The sequence below is a fragment of the Pseudomonas sp. 39004 genome (assembly GCF_028682155.1).
GTDB classification, from domain to species: Bacteria; Pseudomonadota; Gammaproteobacteria; order Pseudomonadales; family Pseudomonadaceae; genus Aquipseudomonas; species Aquipseudomonas capeferrum.
Window position 1 is genome coordinate 16,935 of the sequence record NZ_JANIAG010000045.1, and the last position, 17,089, is coordinate 34,023.

17 protein-coding genes are annotated in these 17,089 nt (G+C 64.3%); 9 read left to right on the plus strand and 8 right to left on the minus strand.

From position 1 onward, the window contains the following. Window positions 1-95: 95 nt before the first annotated feature. Entirely contained in the window at window positions 96-1,106 is a 1,011-nt protein-coding gene (gene adhP, locus NP534_RS10575; protein ID WP_033697090.1) for an alcohol dehydrogenase AdhP, read from the plus strand. A gap of 61 nt (window positions 1,107-1,167) precedes the next feature. On the opposite strand, the gene NP534_RS10580 is transcribed toward adhP, so the two are convergent. The 5 genes from NP534_RS10580 to NP534_RS10600 form a co-directional block, all read right to left on the minus strand. Beyond that, window positions 1,168-2,682 carry a DHA2 family efflux MFS transporter permease subunit gene (locus NP534_RS10580; RefSeq protein WP_274098685.1) on the minus strand — a complete coding sequence of 505 codons (1,515 nt, stop codon included), beginning with the start codon at window positions 2,680-2,682 and terminating at the stop codon, window positions 1,168-1,170. Then, window positions 2,672-3,826 carry an HlyD family secretion protein gene (locus NP534_RS10585; RefSeq protein WP_274098686.1) on the minus strand — a complete coding sequence of 385 codons (1,155 nt, stop codon included), beginning with the start codon at window positions 3,824-3,826 and terminating at the stop codon, window positions 2,672-2,674. Before NP534_RS10585 ends, NP534_RS10580 begins: the two co-directional genes overlap by 11 nt. Beyond that, window positions 3,823-5,178: an efflux transporter outer membrane subunit gene (locus tag NP534_RS10590; RefSeq protein ID WP_274098699.1), complete on the minus strand. Its 1,356-nt coding sequence runs from the start codon at window positions 5,176-5,178 to the stop codon at window positions 3,823-3,825. Before NP534_RS10590 ends, NP534_RS10585 begins: the two co-directional genes overlap by 4 nt. A gap of 246 nt (window positions 5,179-5,424) precedes the next feature. Then, window positions 5,425-6,156, minus strand: coding sequence for an AraC family transcriptional regulator (locus NP534_RS10595; protein ID WP_033697094.1), 732 nt, complete (start codon window positions 6,154-6,156; stop codon window positions 5,425-5,427). 115 nt (window positions 6,157-6,271) lie between these two features. Then, on the minus strand, window positions 6,272-7,201 hold the full coding sequence (locus tag NP534_RS10600; protein ID WP_274098687.1) for a LysR family transcriptional regulator: 930 nt from the start codon (window positions 7,199-7,201) through the stop codon (window positions 6,272-6,274). A 94-nt stretch (window positions 7,202-7,295) separates the two neighbouring features. On the opposite strand from NP534_RS10600, the gene NP534_RS10605 reads away from it, so the two are divergent. Further along, window positions 7,296-8,471 (plus strand): MFS transporter, encoded by a 1,176-nt coding sequence (locus tag NP534_RS10605; RefSeq protein WP_274098688.1) that lies wholly within the window; start codon window positions 7,296-7,298, stop codon window positions 8,469-8,471. 187 nt (window positions 8,472-8,658) lie between these two features. After that, on the plus strand, window positions 8,659-9,423 hold the full coding sequence (locus tag NP534_RS10610; protein WP_274098689.1) for a hypothetical protein: 765 nt from the start codon (window positions 8,659-8,661) through the stop codon (window positions 9,421-9,423). A gap of 56 nt (window positions 9,424-9,479) precedes the next feature. On the opposite strand, the gene NP534_RS10615 is transcribed toward NP534_RS10610, so the two are convergent. Beyond that, the gene (locus NP534_RS10615) at window positions 9,480-10,103 is read right to left on the minus strand and encodes a glutathione S-transferase family protein (protein ID WP_274098690.1); all 624 of its coding nucleotides are present in this window, start codon (window positions 10,101-10,103) and stop codon (window positions 9,480-9,482) included. A gap of 201 nt (window positions 10,104-10,304) precedes the next feature. Between NP534_RS10615 and NP534_RS10620 the strand changes: the two genes are divergently transcribed. Then, entirely contained in the window at window positions 10,305-11,039 is a 735-nt protein-coding gene (locus tag NP534_RS10620) for a hypothetical protein (RefSeq protein WP_274098691.1), read from the plus strand. A 13-nt stretch (window positions 11,040-11,052) separates the two neighbouring features. Here the strand turns inward: NP534_RS10620 and NP534_RS10625 are convergent, their stop codons facing one another. Beyond that, window positions 11,053-11,595, minus strand: a complete 543-nt coding sequence (locus NP534_RS10625) for a WYL domain-containing protein (protein WP_274098700.1) — start codon at window positions 11,593-11,595, stop codon at window positions 11,053-11,055. Window positions 11,596-11,765: 170 nt separating this feature from the next. Here NP534_RS10625 and NP534_RS10630 point away from each other — a divergent pair, with 170 nt between their 5' ends. Then, on the plus strand, window positions 11,766-12,011 hold the full coding sequence (locus NP534_RS10630) for a type II toxin-antitoxin system Phd/YefM family antitoxin (protein ID WP_274098692.1): 246 nt from the start codon (window positions 11,766-11,768) through the stop codon (window positions 12,009-12,011). Continuing rightward, window positions 12,001-12,282 carry a type II toxin-antitoxin system RelE family toxin gene (locus NP534_RS10635; protein WP_274098693.1) on the plus strand — a complete coding sequence of 94 codons (282 nt, stop codon included), beginning with the start codon at window positions 12,001-12,003 and terminating at the stop codon, window positions 12,280-12,282. The genes NP534_RS10630 and NP534_RS10635 overlap by 11 nt, the downstream gene beginning before the upstream one ends. Window positions 12,283-12,339: 57 nt before the next feature. On the opposite strand, the gene NP534_RS10640 is transcribed toward NP534_RS10635, so the two are convergent. Then, window positions 12,340-13,260: a LysR family transcriptional regulator gene (locus NP534_RS10640; RefSeq protein ID WP_274098694.1), complete on the minus strand. Its 921-nt coding sequence runs from the start codon at window positions 13,258-13,260 to the stop codon at window positions 12,340-12,342. A gap of 167 nt (window positions 13,261-13,427) precedes the next feature. Between NP534_RS10640 and NP534_RS10645 the strand changes: the two genes are divergently transcribed. Genes NP534_RS10645 through NP534_RS10655 form a run of 3 tightly spaced genes read left to right on the plus strand, consistent with a single transcriptional unit; the run spans window position 13,428 to window position 17,026 of the window. Then, a complete protein-coding gene (locus NP534_RS10645) occupies window positions 13,428-14,732 on the plus strand; it encodes an MFS transporter (protein WP_274098695.1) in 1,305 nt (434 codons plus the stop codon). 30 nt (window positions 14,733-14,762) lie between these two features. Beyond that, window positions 14,763-16,004 (plus strand): Zn-dependent hydrolase, encoded by a 1,242-nt coding sequence (locus tag NP534_RS10650; RefSeq protein WP_274098696.1) that lies wholly within the window; start codon window positions 14,763-14,765, stop codon window positions 16,002-16,004. Continuing rightward, window positions 16,004-17,026, plus strand: coding sequence for a histone deacetylase family protein (locus NP534_RS10655; RefSeq protein ID WP_274098697.1), 1,023 nt, complete (start codon window positions 16,004-16,006; stop codon window positions 17,024-17,026). The genes NP534_RS10650 and NP534_RS10655 overlap by 1 nt, the downstream gene beginning before the upstream one ends. Window positions 17,027-17,089: the final 63 nt, after the last annotated feature.

Genomic DNA, 17,089 nt, shown 5'->3' on the forward strand with positions numbered 1-17,089 from the left:
CAAAACCTGACCTGCAGCAACGCCTCTTCATCAATCCGCCACTATGCTGACCCGGGCACTCTCTCAAGCTCACTCAGCCAGACACGGAGGTATTTATGAAAGCTGCTGTTGTTGCCAAAGGGCGTCGCGTGGACGTGGTGGAAAAAACACTGCGGCCGCTGGCGCACGGGGAAGCGTTGCTGAAGATGCAGTGTTGTGGCGTTTGCCATACCGACCTGCATGTCAAGAATGGCGATTTCGGCGACAAGACGGGTGTGATCCTGGGCCACGAAGGGATTGGCGTGGTCGTGGAAGTGGGGCCGGGCGTGACCTCGCTCAAGCCAGGTGACCGGGCCAGCGTTGCTTGGTTCTTCCAGGGCTGCGGGCACTGTGAATACTGCAACAGCGGCAACGAGACGCTGTGCCGCGCGGTGAAGAACTCCGGTTACACGGTCGATGGCGGCATGGCCGAGGCGTGCATCGTGGTGGCGGACTATGCGGTAAAAGTGCCGGACGGGCTGGACTCGGCGGCCGCCAGCAGCATCACCTGCGCCGGTGTGACCACCTACAAGGCGGTGAAGTCGTCGAATATCCGCCCTGGGCAATGGCTTGCCATCTACGGCCTCGGTGGCCTGGGCAACCTTGCCCTGCAGTACGCCAAGAACGTCTTCAATGCCCGGGTCATCGCCATCGACGTCAATGATGAGCAATTGGCCTTCGCCCGCGAAATGGGCGCCGACCTGGTGGTCAACCCGCGTGATGAGGACGCAGCCAAAGTCATCCAGGCCAAGACCGGCGGCGCCCATGCGGCGGTGGTCACGGCCGTGGCGAAAAGCGCCTTCAACTCGGCGGTCGATGCGCTGCGTGCTGGCGGGCGGCTGGTCGCGGTCGGGCTGCCCCCCGAAGCCATGAGCCTGGACATTCCACGCCTGGTGCTCGACGGTATCGAGGTGGTGGGTTCGCTGGTCGGCACCCGCCAAGACCTGCAAGAAGCCTTCGAATTTGCCGCACAAGGCAAGGTGGTGCCGAAGGTGACGTTGCGCCCGATCGAAGACATCAATGACATCTTCGAAGAGATGCAGGAAGGCAAGATCAAAGGCCGCATGGTGATCCACTTCGCCGATTAACCCAAAGCCGGCCCGCGTTCGCGGGCCGTTTTTACACCGGCGCAGCGGGTTACAAACATGCTCATGCCGGTTGCCGGGTGCGCAGTAACAGTGCCGCCACTGCGCAGCCGATCAATGCCAGGCACGCCAGGTAGAACGCATCGCTGTAGGCCATCAGGTAGGCCTCGCGCCTGATGGTCGCGGCCAACCCTTCCAGCGCCTGTTGCTGGGCCGGCAGCCAGCTCTGCACGGTCTGGCTGATGCGCTCCTGCACACTGGGTGCGAACACCGTGACATGTTCGTGAATGCGCTCACTGTGATAGCGCTCGCGAGTTGCCACGATCTGCGTCAGCGTGGCGGTGCCGATGGCGCCACCCAGGTTGCGCAGCATCGAAAACACCGCCGAGGCCGAGCCCGCTTCACGTTTTTCCAACCCTGCCACCGCCAGTACCGACAGCGCGACCATGATGAACGGCTGGCCAATGCCGCGCACCACAGTGGACGGGATGATGACGTTATCGGCGCTATCGATGTTCAGGCTCGCGCCCAGCCAGCAGCCTGCTGCCATGATCAGAAAACCACTGGCCACCATGAACTTGGCGCTGGTCCAGGCCATCAGTTTTGGCATCAACGGCGCCAGCAGCAGTTGCACCACGCCATAGGCGATCAACGCGACCCCCACATCCCGGGCGCTGTAGCCCTGCAGCTGGGAGAGGTAGTTGGGCACCAGGAACACCAGGCCAAAGGTGGCGGCGCCAAAGATGAACATGGCGATGCTGGCAACCCCGAAGTTGTAGCGCCCCAGCAAGCGCAAGTTGATGAATGCGCGCTGGCCGTACAACTGGGTGAACACGAAGACCGCCAACGCCAAGCCTGCGATGATCGACATGCCGACGATGAACGTCGAGCCGAACCAGTCCAGCCGGCCGCCTTCCTCCAGCACGATCTGCAAGCCGCCCAAACCCAGGACCATGGCCGCTATACCCACCCAGTCGCCCCGACGCAACAGGGCCAGTTGCATGGGTTTGGCGTCGATCGACCAGGCGATGGCCAGCAGCAGTGCGACGCCGGGAAACAGCTGCAGGTAGAAAATCCAGCGCCACGAATAGACATCGGTCAACCAGCCGCCAATGGAAGGCCCCGCCGCCTGGGCCACGCTGTTGGCCAGGCTGAACAGCGCCATGCCCATGGCCATCTTGCTGGCGGGCAGTTCGGTGATGATCAACTGAAAGGAGAGGGGGATGAGCACTGCGCCGGCTGCGCCCTGGATCACCCTGAGGGTGATCATTGCCTCCAGGTTGGGCGCCCACGAGCAGGCGATCGATGCCAGCAGGAAGATGAACGACCCCGTCCACATCACCCGGCGCATGGAAAACACCTCGACCAGCCAGGCCGTCAGCGGAATCATGACGATTTCCGCCACCAGGTACGCGGTGGAGATCCACGAGCCCTCTTCGAAGCTGGCACCCAGCGAACCGCGGATTTCAGGTAGCGCCGCACTGGTGACGTGCACGTTCATGCCGGCCATGAAGCACCCAAGCAAGCCGCCGAACACCGCCACCCAGGCCCGCAACGGTACCCTTTGCTCAGTGCTCATCGGCCGGCTCCACGGGGCGCGTGTCGACCGTGGTCACCACCGACATGCCGGGCAGTATCTGCACGCCGTCTACGGGTTGGTCGAGCACGATGCGCACCGGAAAACGCTGGACGATCTTGGTGAAGTTGCCGGTGGCGTTGTCCGAAGGCAGCAGCGCAAAAACATTGCCGGACGCCGGCGAGAAGCTCGCCACGCGGCCTTGCACAGGCTGGCTGGCGAAGCTGTCGATACGCACCTGCACCGGTTGCCCTGGGCGCATGTGTGCCAGCTGGGTTTCCTTGTAGTTGGCGACCACGTAGGTCTGCTGTAACGGCACCACCGCCAGCAGCGGCTGGCCTGGCACCACATACTGCCCGGCGCGAACGCGGCGCTGGCCGACCACGCCATCGATGGGCGCGCGGATGACGGTGTCCTGTTCATCCTGTTCGGCCAGCGCCTGGCGGGCCTGGGCACGGTTCAAGGCCGCCGTGCGTTGCTTGATGTCGGCATCGGCCGCCAGCGCCAGGGCCTTGGCCATCGTCAGTTGCGAACGCTGTTCTCGTAAGCGTGCCTGCGCGCCCTGCAGCGCGGCACCTGCTTGCACAGCACTGGCATTGGCCGCTTCCAGGCGCTGCACGGTGGCTGCGTTGTCACGCACCAGGCCACGGTAGCGCTGCATGTCCAGCTCGCTGCGCTGGCGCTCGGCGCTGGCACTGTGCACGGCCGATTCGGCCTGGAAGATGGCCTGCTGTTGCTGGTTGATACGCTCGCCAGCCACTTGCTGGCTGGCCTGCGCCGCCGCCAGCGCGGCCTGTGCTTCGGCCACCCCGGCAGTGGCCAGGTCGAGGCGTGCACGGTAGTCGCGGTTGTGCAGGCGCACCAGCACATCGCCTGCCTTGACGGGCTGGTCGTCCTCCACTTCAACCTTGGCCACATAGCCGGCCACGCGTGCGCTCAGGGCCACCCAGTCGGCGCGTACATAGGCATCATCGGTGGTCTCGAGGTAGCGCCCGGTAGTGAACCAGTACCCGCCGAAGGCCAGCGCTGCCAGCAGCGTCAGGCCACCACCGGCGTACAGTGCCAGCCGGCGACGGGGCCTGTGGGCAGTGACAGCCGCCTGGGGCTGGTCATCCGCCAGCGCGTTCTTTGTAACGGCAACATTCATGATTGGCTTCCAGTAGCGGGAGTGGAGCGACGCACCCGGCTTGGGGCCGGTGCCGGTGATGATTGCCAGCGCCCGCCCAGGGCGCGGAACAGGTTGATCTGGGCACGTGCCAGGCGGCCTTGGGCCTCGACATGGCTGGCCCTGACTGCGATCAGGTCGCGCTCGCTGTCCAGCAGCGCCAGTGCGTCGAGGGTGCCGGCGCGGTAGCTGCTTTGCGCCAGGGCAAAGCCGCGTTGGCCCTGCTCCAGGGCTGCTGCCAGGGCCTGGGTCCGTTGCCGTTCACCGTCGAAGCGGGCCAGGGCCTGGCGCACATCCTTGAGTGCCGCCAACGCCACCCCGCGGTAATGGGCGATTTGCGCCTGTTGCAAGGCCTGGGCCTTGCTCACCCGTGCGCGGTTGGCCTTGATATTGGGGAACTCCCAGCGGATCAACGGGCCGATGGCAAACATCAGCGCACGGCTGTCGCCCAGGTTGGCCAGGTGGTGATCCGACGAGGTCAACGAGGCGCCGAAACTGACCTTCGGATACAGGTCAGCCTTGACGATGTCGACTTCCAAAGCGGCAGCCTGCAGCTCGCGTTCGGCCTTGCGCACATCTGGCCGGCGTTCGAGCAGGCGCCAGGCGTCGCCAGCTGGCAGCGGCGCGGCGAGGGTCGGGATGGTCTGGCAGGGGGCGCTATTGTCGATCAGCGCCACCGGTTCCTGGCCACTGAGCATGCTCAGTTCGTACAGGGCCATGCGCCGGCGTGCCTCCAGCATCGGCAGTTGCGCCTGTACCTGTTCGCGTAAACCCAGCAGGCGCACAGCATCGAGTTCGGTGGCGACGCCAGCCTGACGCTGGCGCTCGCTGAGCTGCACACTGCGCTGCAACGTGTCCAGGGACTGGCTGGCTGCCGCGATGCGGGCGCCATAGACGCATTGGTCGATGTAGGCGCGGGTGGTCTGGCTGACCACCTGCAGGTGCACCAGCTCCAAGGCCTCGCGGCTGGCCTCGGCCTGTACCCGTGCCCGTTCGATGGCCGCGCGCACCTGGCCCCAGACGTCTACCTGGTAGGCCAGCTCGATGGCCGGGTTGAACGCCCATTGCGATGGCGCATGGCTGTCGGTGGCCTCCGCCAGGGTCTGGTCATCGGCGCTCTTGCCATAGCTGGCGGCGAACCCGAGGGAAGTGGAGGGCCAGCGCTTGGCATCGAACTCGCCAATGCCGGCCAGCATGGCCTGCACATTGGCTTCGGCCTGCGCCAGGTCCTGGTTGTGCTCCAGGGCCTGCTGCACCCAGGCGTTGAGCTGCGGGTCGTGATACAACGCCCACCAGCGCGCGGGCAGCGCCTGGTCGCTGACCCCGGCAGGCAGGTGCAGCCCGGGCGGCGTTTGGAAGGGGTTGGGGGGGAGGGCGCCTGTGGGTTGCCCGGTGCACGCCGACAGCACGCTGAACACGCCGATGGCGGCAGCCCGCCTGGCGGGGCTGGAAAGGGGTCGTATTGGCATCACGCAAGCCGTATGAGGGATCGTGAGGCCAGATTAACGAGGGCTGGGGTAGCCCCGCTGCCGCAAGCGGGACAACCCTGCGCGCAACTGGGACAACCTCAGCCTTGACGCTCAGGGCGTTGGCGCGGCGCCCGTGCCCAGCACGTTGACCTGCCAGTCGCTGGGGTTGTAGCCAAGAATGCGCTTGAACATCGCGGCAAAGGCGCTGGCGCTCTGGTAACCGTGGTCCAGTGCCACGTTCAGGATCGGCTTGCCATCGGCCAGGCACTGCTGGCTGAGGACCATGCGCGTGCGTGCTCGCCACTCGCCATACGACATGCCCACCTCACGCTGGAACAGCCGCGCCAGGGTGCGCGCGCTCATGTTCAGTTGCGCGCCGCACTGCTCCAGCGTCAGGTCCTGGGCCGGGTCTTCGAGAAAGCCCTCGCACCAGGCGCGCAGCCGTGCATGCTGCGGCACCGGCACGTAGGCATCGATGCGCTCTGCTGTTTCCAGCTCACGCTGGATCAGCGCCCGGGCGTGCTCGCCCAGCGGCTCGTCGCGCTGCAACATCCGTGACCCGGCCAGGATCAGCTCGCGCAGCAAACCGGACACCGCGATGACATGGCAGCGCGTGACGTGCGAACCCAGCAGCAAGGTGCGCATCGACACTTCACCTTGCATGCGGATTTCGTGGCCGACCCCAGCAGGTATCCACAGTGCCTGCCCACGGGGGATCACCCAGTTACCGCCATCGCTGCACACCCGCATCACACCGTTGGCGGCATAGATCAGCTGATCCTCGGCGTGGCAGTGGCTGGCAACCACCTCACCGTGCCGATAGTCCATTCCCAAAGCTTGCATGCCGATCTCCCCAGGCCCTGCGTGGCGCGCGATTGGATCCAATAGTATCGCAAGGCATTCGGCTGTGGTTGCTAAGTGCGCAGGGGCGAGGGCGAGTTATGCGTTTTAATTGCGCTCAGGGTTGCGATGTTGGCTGTGCGTGGCGCTGCGGCCAACCCTGATGATGCTCGACCAGAAAGTCCACGAACACCCGAACCCGTGCCGGCATCGCCGGACCGCCGACGAACACCGCATGAATCGGCTCACGGTCGCCGGGGTTGTAGGCCTCCAGCAGCGGCACCAATTGCCCGCTGGTGAGGTCATCGGCCACCGTGAAGGTACCGATGCGTGCGATGCCGGCCCCCAGCCTGGCCAATTGCGCCAGCGCCTCGCCGCTGCTGCACTCCAGGTTGCCGCTGACTTTAAGGGCAAACGCCTGCCCATCACGGCGAAACGGCCAGTCGGGCTCGGCACGTCGGAAGTTGAAGCGCAAACAGTTGTGGCGGGCCAGGTCTTCAGGTTCGTTCGGGGTGCCGCAGCGTTGCAGATAGTCGGGCGAGGCGACGATCACCTGGCCGGTGTCGCCAATGTAACGGGCACTCAGGGAACTGTCCGGCAGGTGGCCGAAACGCAGCGCGACATCGGCCTGGCCGCCGGCAATGTCGACCAGTTCGTCGCCTAGCGTCAGGTCGACCAATATCTGCGGGTACAGGGCGCTGAACTGCGCCAGCAAGGGCACCACCGTGAGCCGGGCATGCCCCAGCGCGGCGCTGACCCGCAGGCGCCCGCGCGGTACGCCCTGGTCGGTGATGGCATCCTCGACTTCATCCATGTCGGCGAGGATGCGCCGGGCGCCACGCAAGTAGGCTTCGCCCTCCGGGGTAAGCGAAATGGCCCGTGTGGTGCGCAACAGCAGGCGGGTGCCCAGGCGCTGTTCGGTGCGCGCGATGATCCGGCTGACCGCCGATGGCGTCAGCCCCAGCGCCCGCGCCGCCGCAGACAAGCTGCCCGCGTGCGCGACCTTGGCAAAAATCTCCATCTCGCCGGACCTGCCGTTGAAGTCCATTTGTGCCTCATGCGCAAAGGTGATTGGCAAAAATGCAGTCTAGTGCATTAACGGAGTGGATCGTAGCATTTGCGGCACAGATAAGGAGCCCGTTATGCGCATCAATCCACCCCTCGTCGCACTCGCCATCGGTGCCTTTGGCATCGGTGTCACCGAGTTCGCCCCCATGGGCATGTTGCCCAGTATTGCCACAGACCTCGGGGTCTCGATACCTGCCGCCGGGCTGCTGGTCAGCGCTTACGCGGTGGGCGTGCTGATCGGTGCCCCGTTGATGACCCTGGCCACCGGCAAGGTGCCGCGGCGTTACCTGCTTATCGGGCTGATGGCCATTTTCACCCTGGGTAACCTGATGTCGGCGCTGGCGAGCGATTACGCCAGCCTGCTCGTGGCCCGCGTGGTGACCTCGCTCAACCATGGTGCGTTCTTTGGCATCGGCTCGATCGTGGCAGCCAGTGTGGTGCCGCCGGAAAAACGCGCAGGCGCCGTGGCCGCGATGTTCATGGGGTTGACGCTGGCGACCATTGGCGGTGTGCCGTTGGCGACCTGGTTCGGTGAGTTGCTGGGGTGGCGCACTTCGTTCTGGGGGATCGCGGGCCTGGGCTTGGTGGCCATGTCGGCGCTGTGGTACGCGCTGCCCAATGTGCCGCTGCCCAAAAGTGACGGGGTAATGGCCGAAATCCGCGTGCTCGGCCGTGGGCCGGTACTGGCGGCATTGGCGCTGACCGTGGTCGGCTCCAGCGCGATGTTTACCGTGTTCACCTACATTGCGCCCATTCTGCACAGCGAGGCCCAGGCCTCCACCACGTTCATCACGGTCATGCTGGTGTTGTTCGGTATCGGCCTGACCTTGGGCAACGTGTGGGGCGGCAAGGCGGCGGACCGCTCGGTCGATCGTACGCTGATCGTCTCGCTGGCGGTGTTGATCGCTGTGCTGCTGGTGTTTCCGCTGCTGATGCCCTGGTCGCTGCCCACGGCACTGGCGGTGCTGGTGTGGGGTGCGGCCAGTTTTGCCTTGGTGCCGCCGCTGCAGATGCGCGTGATGGAAGCGGCCAAGGACGCGCCTAACCTGGCGTCTGCGGTGAATATCGGCGCGTTCAACCTTGGCAACGCGATAGGCGCCGCGCTGGGTGGGGCGGTGATCAATGCGGGGCTGGGGTACCCGGCGATTTCCCTGGCGGGTGCGTTGATGGCGGGGTTGGGGTTGCTGATGGTGCTGGTGTTTGCCTGGCGCGCGCGGGGCGTGACAGCGTCGAAGGCCGCCTTGGTGTAACTCGGCCTGAGCTGCGCCCCAAATGATGGGCGGGTGTCCAACATTTGGGGCGCAGCTCAGGCGTTCCAAACCATGGTCTGAACCTGGATAGGCGGATGGCTCTTGCCCGCAACGGCCATCGTCACTGTGCCCCGGAGCGCGCTTCAGCTAGCATGCGCTATCCCCCGCCTCAGACCTGAACCTCTGCATGACTGTCTTCTACCTCAAACTCTTCATGACCCCCACCCTGATGCTGGCCATTTCGCTGGCTGGCAAACGCTGGGGCACGCAAATTGGCGGGCTGCTTTCAGGGCTACCCGTTACCTCGGCGCTGGTCATGCTGTTTCTCAGCCTTGAACAAGGCGAGGCGTTCGCCTCATTGGCCGTACCAGGGGCATTGGCCGGGGTGGCTGCCGTGCAGGCAACCTGCTTGTTCTACTACGGGGTGACCCGGCGTGTAGGCGCCTTGGTCGGCTGCATCGCGGCGCTGGCGTTCTTTGTGTTGGCGGCGTTGGCAACCAGCCATCTGGGCGGGGTGGCGTTGTCGGTCATTGCCACGCTGCTACTGGTCATCGCCATCGTCGTGGCCACCGCCAAGCCGGCAGAAGTTAGTGCCGCACGTTACGTGCCGACGCCTCGTTGGGTCATCCCGATGCGCATGATGACCGCCACCTTGCTGCTGCTGGTGATCACGGCCAGCGCGACCTTGCTCGGCCCTGTGGTCAGCGGGATGCTGGCGCCGGTCCCGGTCATCGCCTGGCCGCTGGCGGTGTTCGCCCACGTTCAGGGCGGGCGCCAGGAGCTGGCTGCGATCATACGCGGCAACGGCATTGGCGCCGTGGGCGTGGTCGGCTTTTACCTGACCCTGCAACACACGCTGTTGCAGTGGGGCGCGGTCATGTCGATCGCCGTTGGCGTGTTGCTGGCAGTGGTGGTGACCTTCGTGTTGGCGAAGGTGCTGGAGGCACGCTGAGCAGGGGGGCGGCTTCAGTCAGCGCCTCCGGCCGCCCCAGCGTTAAAGGCCTGTGTTTAAGGCGTGCCGTTTCTGCCATGCAGGCAAAACGCGCGGCGCTGGCTCAGCCGCTCGTAGTAGGCCCTGACTGCCGGCAGGTGAGGGTGCTCGAACGGGGTCTCGAACCAGCGGTTGACCGACAGGCCGATAGGGATGTCGGCCAGCGTGAACCGGCTACCGGCCACATAAGCGCCGGTGGCGGCGAGCTGGCGCTCCAGAATCTGCATGTAGCGGCCCCATTCCGCGCAACCGGCGGCCAGTGCTTGAGGGTCCTGGTGGGCAGGGGAGTGCCTGACCAGCGACATGAACGCGTAGCTCCACGACCGGTTGAGGTCCGATGCCTGCCAGTCGATCCATTGATCGATGCGCGCCCGCGCTTGTGCCTCGGTCGGGTAGGTGGCGCCCTGGTCATGGCGCGTTGCCAGGTAGCGGATGATGGTGTTGGATTCCCACAGGGTGAAATCGCCGTCCTGGATCACCGGGATCATGGCGTTGGGGTTCAATGCCAGAAATTCGGGCGTGTTGGTGGATTGGAAGCCCGAACCCCAGTCTTCCCGCTCGAAGGGGATATCGAACTCGGCACAGGCCCAAAGGACTTTTCGCACATTGATGGAAGAAGCTCTGCCCAGTATCCGTAACATGGTTTGCGTCCTTGTCTGTGGAAGCCTGATCCTCGTTCACGGCATGACCACGGTCAAGGACAAAGCGAATACCGTGATCAGGCCTATGCTGGTAGCGTCACTGCCCGCACTGCTGGGGCGTTGAATGCTTGCCTGGGCGCCACGAAATTGGCACCCTTGGGCCGCTTGAATCGTCAGTACCACGACAGAAGGAAGTTTGTGTTGAGCTGGGACAAAGTCGGGAAATGCCTCGTAGCGCTGCTGATTGGCCTGATGGTCATACTGGTGGCCTATGTGGTGATCAAAGGCCGCCCTCGCCTGGAAGCCTCCCTGACCTATGCCTACCTCACCTACCCGAGCCAGTTCAGCGAGCGGATCAGCAAGGCCAGCGAGCTGCTGAAGTACGAGCAGTTGCAAGGGCGCATCAACAGTATCGGCCAGGGCGAGTTGAGCCATGAGCAGGTCGACCGGTTGATCGAACTGGCCCAGGCGCCTTATGCCCAGCTGTTCGCCAAGCCGTTCGAGGCGGGGTTGGTGGACCACCGCACCGGTCTGCTCATCGACCTGCGCAACACGGGTGATGCGCCGGTGCGCCAGGTAACCATCCGCCTGCCGGTCAAGGGCCTGGTGCAAGTGCGCGATGCCGCGGGTAACGACACCATCATCGAGGCCGCCACGCCCGTGGTCGAAATACCAGCCATTGAGCCGGGTGGCGCCTGTAAGGTGTGGGTGTACTTCGATGCGGACTACTCGCAGATCCGCCAGGGCGGCGTCAGCATCCGTCACGCCGACGGCGTGGCCGATGTGCAGGTGTACCGCGAGTTCAGCGGTTTTCCCGCACTGGTGGCGCGCTACAGCCGTGAGCTGATGGTGCTGTTGGGGGTGTTGGGGTTCGGCGTGCTGGCGTTGGCCTACGCCTGCCTGTCACGCCGCCGCGTGCCGGTGTTGCCGTCCTGACATACATGCCCAATTACTGACAGTCATCGTGCAGCGCCAGGCTTTGGCGCATGTGTTCCAGCAAGGCCTCGCGCAGCGCTTGCGGGGCCTGCACGCGTATCGACCCTGCCTGTGAAAGCAACCAGCCCATCAACGCCCGGCCGTCGTCGACGGTCGCTTGCAGCGAGGCGCCGCCGTCCTGCTGCGGGGTGAGTTGCATGTCTGTGGACAGCGGCTGGTGTTCAAGACGACGGGCAAGTGCATCGTCGACCCAGGCACGTAGCACGACCTGGCGTACCGGGCTGAGGGCATCCGGTTGCAGGTGCCGCGCCTCGCCCAGGCTCAAGCCAGGTTGCCAGTACCAGCCGTAGGGCATGCCTTTGCTGTTGCAATGCAGTGGGAACAGCGCCGACAGCTCGACCAGGTCGCGCTCGACGGTGCGCTTGCTGGTGCTGTGGCCCACGGATGACAGAGCAGCCTGCAACTGCGTGGAACTCATGCCGGGGTGGCGCCCTGGCAGTAGCTTGAGCAACTGCCACTGGCGGGCGATGGTGTGGCGGGTAGGGTGGCTGGGCAAAGGAGGCTCGTCCATGAATGCCAGGCGCTTGGCGCTCCTGGGTGGTGGCATTTGGCTATCTCGCAGAGCATACCTTGCCCCGTGGATGGGATCCAAACTTTTAGCAGGCCATGGCTTGTCATTGCCCGAGGCATTGACCAAAATATAGGTCTTAATTGAGGTCGATAAATATGCAGAATATTTTCGCCGATGTAGCGGTAAGCGTGTCGGAACTGAAAAAGAACCCAACTGCGGTCATGTCCGGTGCCGCAGGGATGCCCATCGCCGTGCTCAATCACAATCGGGTGATGGGGTACATGGTGCCGGCTGAGCTTTATGAAGCCATGATGGAGCGGCTCGAAGATATCGAGCTAAGCGAACTGGCAAAGTCTCGACTGGGTGAAAAAGGCGTATCGGTGTCTTTGGATGACCTATGAGCTTGAGTTTCTCCCTTCGGCGTTGAAGGAATGGGGCAAACTCGGCCATACAGTGCGTGAACAGGCCAAGAAAAAGCTTCGAGAGCGCTTGCAGGTTCCCAGGGTGCAGGCCGATGCACTGCGGGAGCTGCCGAATCACTTCAAAATCAAGCTCAAGGCTTCTGGGTATCGCCTCATCTACCGAATCGAAGATGAACGCGTCGTGGTAGTGGTAGTTTCGGTTGGCAAGCGCGAGCGCAGCGAAGTCTATGAATCAGCCAAAAAGCGGTAGAGGAAGGTTCGTCGCAAGCACAGCTTCATAGTGCGCGGATGATCAACCAACCCAAATCTACAGATGCCCTTTCTCCAAACACTGTTGCAACGCCTGGATAAACACCTCTTCCGCCCGACTCAGCCGCTGCTCCCTGTTCCACAGCAGGTGTATATCCACATCCGCGATCCCCTCCTGCGGCGGCAGCTTCCATAACAGCCCGGCGGCCACATCCGGCGCCACCACATGTTCTGGCAGGCAGCCGATGCCGAACCCAGCAATCACCAGGCGGCGCACCTCTTCAAGGCTGGGCGAGGACGCCACGATGTGTCCGGAAAACCCTTGCTGGTCACGGAAGATGGTCAGCGGCGAGAGCATCCCGCCAATCTGGTCGCTGGTAAAACTGACGAAGTTCTCACGCTGCAGGTCGCCTTCAAGCTGGCCGAACAAGGCATGGTGCTTGCCGCAGAAAAACGCATAGCGCTGGCGCAGAAACAGCCGCTGCTCCAGCCGCGGTTGAGGCCTTCGGTTGAGGCTCAGGCCTGCGGTGGCGGTCTTCTCCTGCAAGGCGGCGACAATGTCGGAGCTGCGCATCACGTCGATTTCCAGCTCTACCCGGGGGTGCTGGCGGTGGAAGTCGGCGAGAAAGTCGTCAAAGCGTTCGCTGACGATGCGGCTGATGATCAGCAGGCGCACTTTGCCCACCAGTTCGTCAGCCGGTTGCTCCAGCAGCCCGCCGATCTGCGACATCTGCCCGTACACCTCGCCAGCCAGCAAGAACAACTGCTCGCCCATTTCGGTCAGCACGAAGCGCGGCCCGCGGCGGGCGATGAGTTGCCGGCCAAGCTGCTCCTCCAGGCGTTTGAGCGCCTGACTCACCGCCGGCTGGGTAAGGTGCAGGCGGGCGGCGGCGCGGCTGATGGACAGCTCCTGGCCGATGACCCGGAAGGTGCGCAGCAGGTTCCAGTCGAGGCGGTCGTTGAGCAGGCGGTCAGACATGGTCGGGCTCGAATGATAAGCGTGGCTAATAGTGCGAATAATAAATAGAAAATTGACTAATCATAGCCCTGGGACGATAAATCGCAGCCATGCACCGACCAGGCGCCACCAGAGCGCCCCGTGATTCCCGATAACTCCTGCCAAAAAAACAAGCAAAGGAGCCCAGCATGAAGCCCACCGCTTCGCCCCAGCCGCGCCGTGCCGCCGCCGCCGCGTTCATCGGCACCATGATCGAGTGGTACGACTTCTACATCTACGCCACCGCCGCTGCACTGGTGTTCGGTGCGTTGTTCTTCCCCTCCGACAACAGCCTGTTCAGCACCATGGCCGCCTTTGGCACCTTTGCCGTCGGTTTCTTTGCCCGCCCGCTGGGCGGCGTCATCTTCGGCCATGTGGGCGACCGCATCGGGCGCAAGAAGTCGCTGGTCATCACCTTGCTGATGATGGGCATCGTCACCGTGTGCATCGGCCTGCTGCCGACCTACGCGCAGATCGGCGCCACCGCGCCGGTGCTGCTGATTGTGCTGCGTATCGTCCAGGGCATCGCCGTGGGCGGGGAGTGGGGCGGGGCGGTGCTGATGGCGGGCGAGCACGCGCCCAAGGGTCGACGCAACTTCTTTGCCTCGTTTGCCCAGTTGGGTAGCCCGGCGGGCCTGATCCTCTCGCTGCTGGCCTTCGGCGCCGTAACCCGGCTGCCGGAAGACCAGCTGATGAGCTGGGGCTGGCGTGTGCCGTTCCTGGCCAGCGCACTGTTGCTGCTGGTGGGCCTGGCCATCCGCCTCGGGGTCAACGAATCGCCGGAATTCATCGCCAGCCGCGAGCAGGCCGAAAAGGCCCACCGCAAGGAGCAGGCGCCGGTGTTCGAAGTGCTGCGCACCGCCTGGCGCCCGCTGCTGCTGTGCATCGGTGCCAATACCCTGGGCATTGCCGGGGTCTACTTCACCAACACCTTCATGATCAGCTACACCACCCAACAGTTGCACCTGGATCGCTCGCTGATCCTTGAATGCCTGTTCTTCGTGGCGGTCATCCAGTTTTGCCTGCAACCGCTGGCCGCCTGGTTGTCCGAGAAAGTCGGCGCTACCCGCTTCCTGGCCCTGGTCGCACTGCTGGCGATGGCCTCGCCGTATCCGATGTTCGTGCTGGTCAGCTCGGGCCAGGGCCCGTTGATCGTGCTTGGCATCGCCCTGGCGGCGGCCTGCATGGCGTCGTTCTATGCGGTGATCGCCGGTTACGTCAGCGGCATGTTCGAAACCCGCGTGCGCTACACCGCGATCTCCCTGGCCTACCAGATCTGCGGTGCAATTGCCGGGGGCCTGACGCCGCTGATCGGCACCTGGCTGGCCCACACCTTCAGCGGCCAGTGGTGGCCGATGGCGGTGTTCTACACCTTGATCGCCTCCGTTTCGCTGCTCTGCGTGCTGGCCTTGGCGCGCCAGTACACCCGTAGTCAGCAGCTGGAAATGGCCTGATCCACCCGATTCGATCTGGAGTACCTGTACATGTTGAAAAGCAATGGCGAACGCCTGTGGGCGAGCCTGATGGCCATGGCCGAAGTCGGTGCCACGGCCCGTGGCGGCAGCTGCCGCCTGGCCCTGAGCGATGAAGACAAGGCCGGCCGAGAACTGTTCAGCCACTGGTGCCGCGAGGCCGGCCTGACCCTGTCGGTGGATGCCATCGGCAACCTGTTCGCCCGCCGCGCAGGCACCGATGCGCAGGCTGCACCGGTGATGATGGGCAGCCACCTCGACACCCAGCCCGAAGGCGGCCGTTTCGATGGTGTGTACGGTGTGCTGGCGGGCCTTGAGGTGGTGCGCCGGCTCAACGACCTCGGCATCCGCACTCGCAAGCCGCTGGAGATTGCCGTGTGGACCAACGAGGAAGGCGCACGCTTCACGCCGGCCATGTTCGGCTCGGCAGTGTTCACCGGTACCCTTGACCTGCAGCAGGCGCTGGCTATTCGCGATGCTGCGGGCATCAGCGTCGCCGATGAGCTGCAACGCACGGGGTATGCCGGCCAGCGCCCCTTGGGCGGTAAGGTCGATGCTTATTTTGAAGCGCATATCGAGCAAGGCCCGATCCTTGAAGACAACGCCAAATGCATTGGTGTGGTCAGTGGTGGCCAGGCGATTCGCTGGCTCGACGTGACGGTCGAAGGCATGGCCGCCCACGCCGGCACCACGCCGATGCCGCTGCGCAAGGACGCTTTGTATGGTGCGGCACGAATGATCCAGGCGGTGGAGCAACTGGCCGCCGATTTCGCCCCCGAAGGCCTGACCACGGTGGGCGAGCTGTCGATTGCCAAGTCTTCGCGCAACACCATCCCAGGTGTACTGCGCTTCACCGTCGACCTGCGCCACCACCGTGACCAGGCCATTGAGGCGATGGAGCATGACCTTGCCCTGAAACTGCAGGCTATCGCCGCGCAGCGTGGCCTGCAGGTACGCATCGAGCGCCATTGGGTGAGCCCGGCGACGCCCTTCGACGCCGCTTGTGTGGCCGCCGTGCAACAGGCCGTGGACGGCCTGGGCTATGCCCAGCAGGCGATTGTCAGTGGCGCTGGCCACGACGCTATTCTGCTCGCCCGTTACTGCCCGACGGCCATGGTGTTCATCCCCTGCGTCGGTGGCCTGAGCCACAACGAGGCTGAAGACGTGCTGCCCGACGATGCCCGCCAGGGCGCCGATGTACTGCTCAACGCCGTGCTGGCCCGTGCCGGCCGGGTCGAACAAGGAGAAGCCTGATGCGTTGCTACTTTCACCCCGAACAGCTGCTGCACCACCCGCGCAGCTACTACTCGCGCGGCGCCATGCGTACCCCGCAGGAAGTCCCCGAACGTGCCCAGCGCCTGTTGCAGGCGGCCAATGACCTCGGCTTCGACATTCGTCAGCCCGAAGATGCCGGCCTGGGCCCGCTCAAGGCGGTACACGGTGAGGCCTATCTGACGTTCCTCGAAGAGGCCCATGCACGCTGGAAGGAAGTGCCCGAGGAGTGGGGCGACGAGGTCATGTCGAACATTTTCGTGCGCGAGCCCAATGCCCTGCGCGGCATTCTCGCCCAGGCTGGCCGCTACCTGGCCGACGGCAGTTGCCCCGTGGGTGAGAACACCTGGCGCTCGGCCTACTGGTCGGCGCAAAGCGCAGTGGCCGCCGCCAAGGCCATTCTCGGGGGTGAGCCTGCGGCCTATGCGCTGTGCCGCCCACCGGGGCACCATGCGCGTTTCGATGCGGCCGGCGGCTTCTGCTACCTGAATAACGCCGCCGTCGCGGCCCAGGCCTTGCGCGGCCGTTATCGCCGCGTGGCGATCCTCGATACCGACATGCACCATGGGCAGGGGATTCAAGAGATTTTCTACGACCGTAGTGATGTGCTGTATGTGTCGGTGCACGGTGACCCGACCAACTTCTACCCGGGGGTGGCCGGGTTCGCGGACGAGCGCGGCGAGGGTGTGGGGGAGGGGTACAACCTCAACCTGCCGATGGCGCATGGGGCCAGTGAGGCGGATTTCATGAATCAGCTTGAGATTGCGCTGAGTGCGGTGAAGGACTTTGGTGCCGAGGTGCTGGTGTTGTCGTTGGGGTTCGATATCTACCAGCTGGACCCGCAGAGCAAGGTGGCGGTGACCACCGACGGGTTTGCGGCGTTGGGAGAGCGGGTTCGGGCGCTGCGCTTGCCGTGTGTGATAGTGCAGGAGGGGGGGTATCACCTGGAGAGTTTGGAGGCGAATGCGCGGGCGTTTTTTGCTGAAAAAGCGCAATGGCTGTAAGCCTGTAAAGGCCGGTAGCCGCAGTAGTGGCGGTATATATGTTTCGTTGTGCGTAGTATGAAG

Coding starts and splice junctions, on each gene's coding strand:
- adhP (WP_033697090.1), top strand. CDS start 96: ATGAAAGCTGCTGTTGTTGCCAAAGGGCGTCGCGTGGACGTGGTGGAA.
- NP534_RS10580 (WP_274098685.1), bottom strand. CDS start 2,682: ATGAGCACTGAGCAAAGGGTACCGTTGCGGGCCTGGGTGGCGGTGTTC.
- NP534_RS10585 (WP_274098686.1), bottom strand. CDS start 3,826: ATGAATGTTGCCGTTACAAAGAACGCGCTGGCGGATGACCAGCCCCAG.
- NP534_RS10595 (WP_033697094.1), bottom strand. CDS start 6,156: ATGCAAGCTTTGGGAATGGACTATCGGCACGGTGAGGTGGTTGCCAGC.
- NP534_RS10600 (WP_274098687.1), bottom strand. CDS start 7,201: ATGGACTTCAACGGCAGGTCCGGCGAGATGGAGATTTTTGCCAAGGTC.
- NP534_RS10605 (WP_274098688.1), top strand. CDS start 7,296: ATGCGCATCAATCCACCCCTCGTCGCACTCGCCATCGGTGCCTTTGGC.
- NP534_RS10610 (WP_274098689.1), top strand. CDS start 8,659: ATGACTGTCTTCTACCTCAAACTCTTCATGACCCCCACCCTGATGCTG.
- NP534_RS10615 (WP_274098690.1), bottom strand. CDS start 10,103: ATGTTACGGATACTGGGCAGAGCTTCTTCCATCAATGTGCGAAAAGTC.
- NP534_RS10630 (WP_274098692.1), top strand. CDS start 11,766: ATGCAGAATATTTTCGCCGATGTAGCGGTAAGCGTGTCGGAACTGAAA.
- NP534_RS10635 (WP_274098693.1), top strand. CDS start 12,001: ATGACCTATGAGCTTGAGTTTCTCCCTTCGGCGTTGAAGGAATGGGGC.
- NP534_RS10640 (WP_274098694.1), bottom strand. CDS start 13,260: ATGTCTGACCGCCTGCTCAACGACCGCCTCGACTGGAACCTGCTGCGC.
- NP534_RS10645 (WP_274098695.1), top strand. CDS start 13,428: ATGAAGCCCACCGCTTCGCCCCAGCCGCGCCGTGCCGCCGCCGCCGCG.
- NP534_RS10650 (WP_274098696.1), top strand. CDS start 14,763: ATGTTGAAAAGCAATGGCGAACGCCTGTGGGCGAGCCTGATGGCCATG.
- NP534_RS10655 (WP_274098697.1), top strand. CDS start 16,004: ATGCGTTGCTACTTTCACCCCGAACAGCTGCTGCACCACCCGCGCAGC.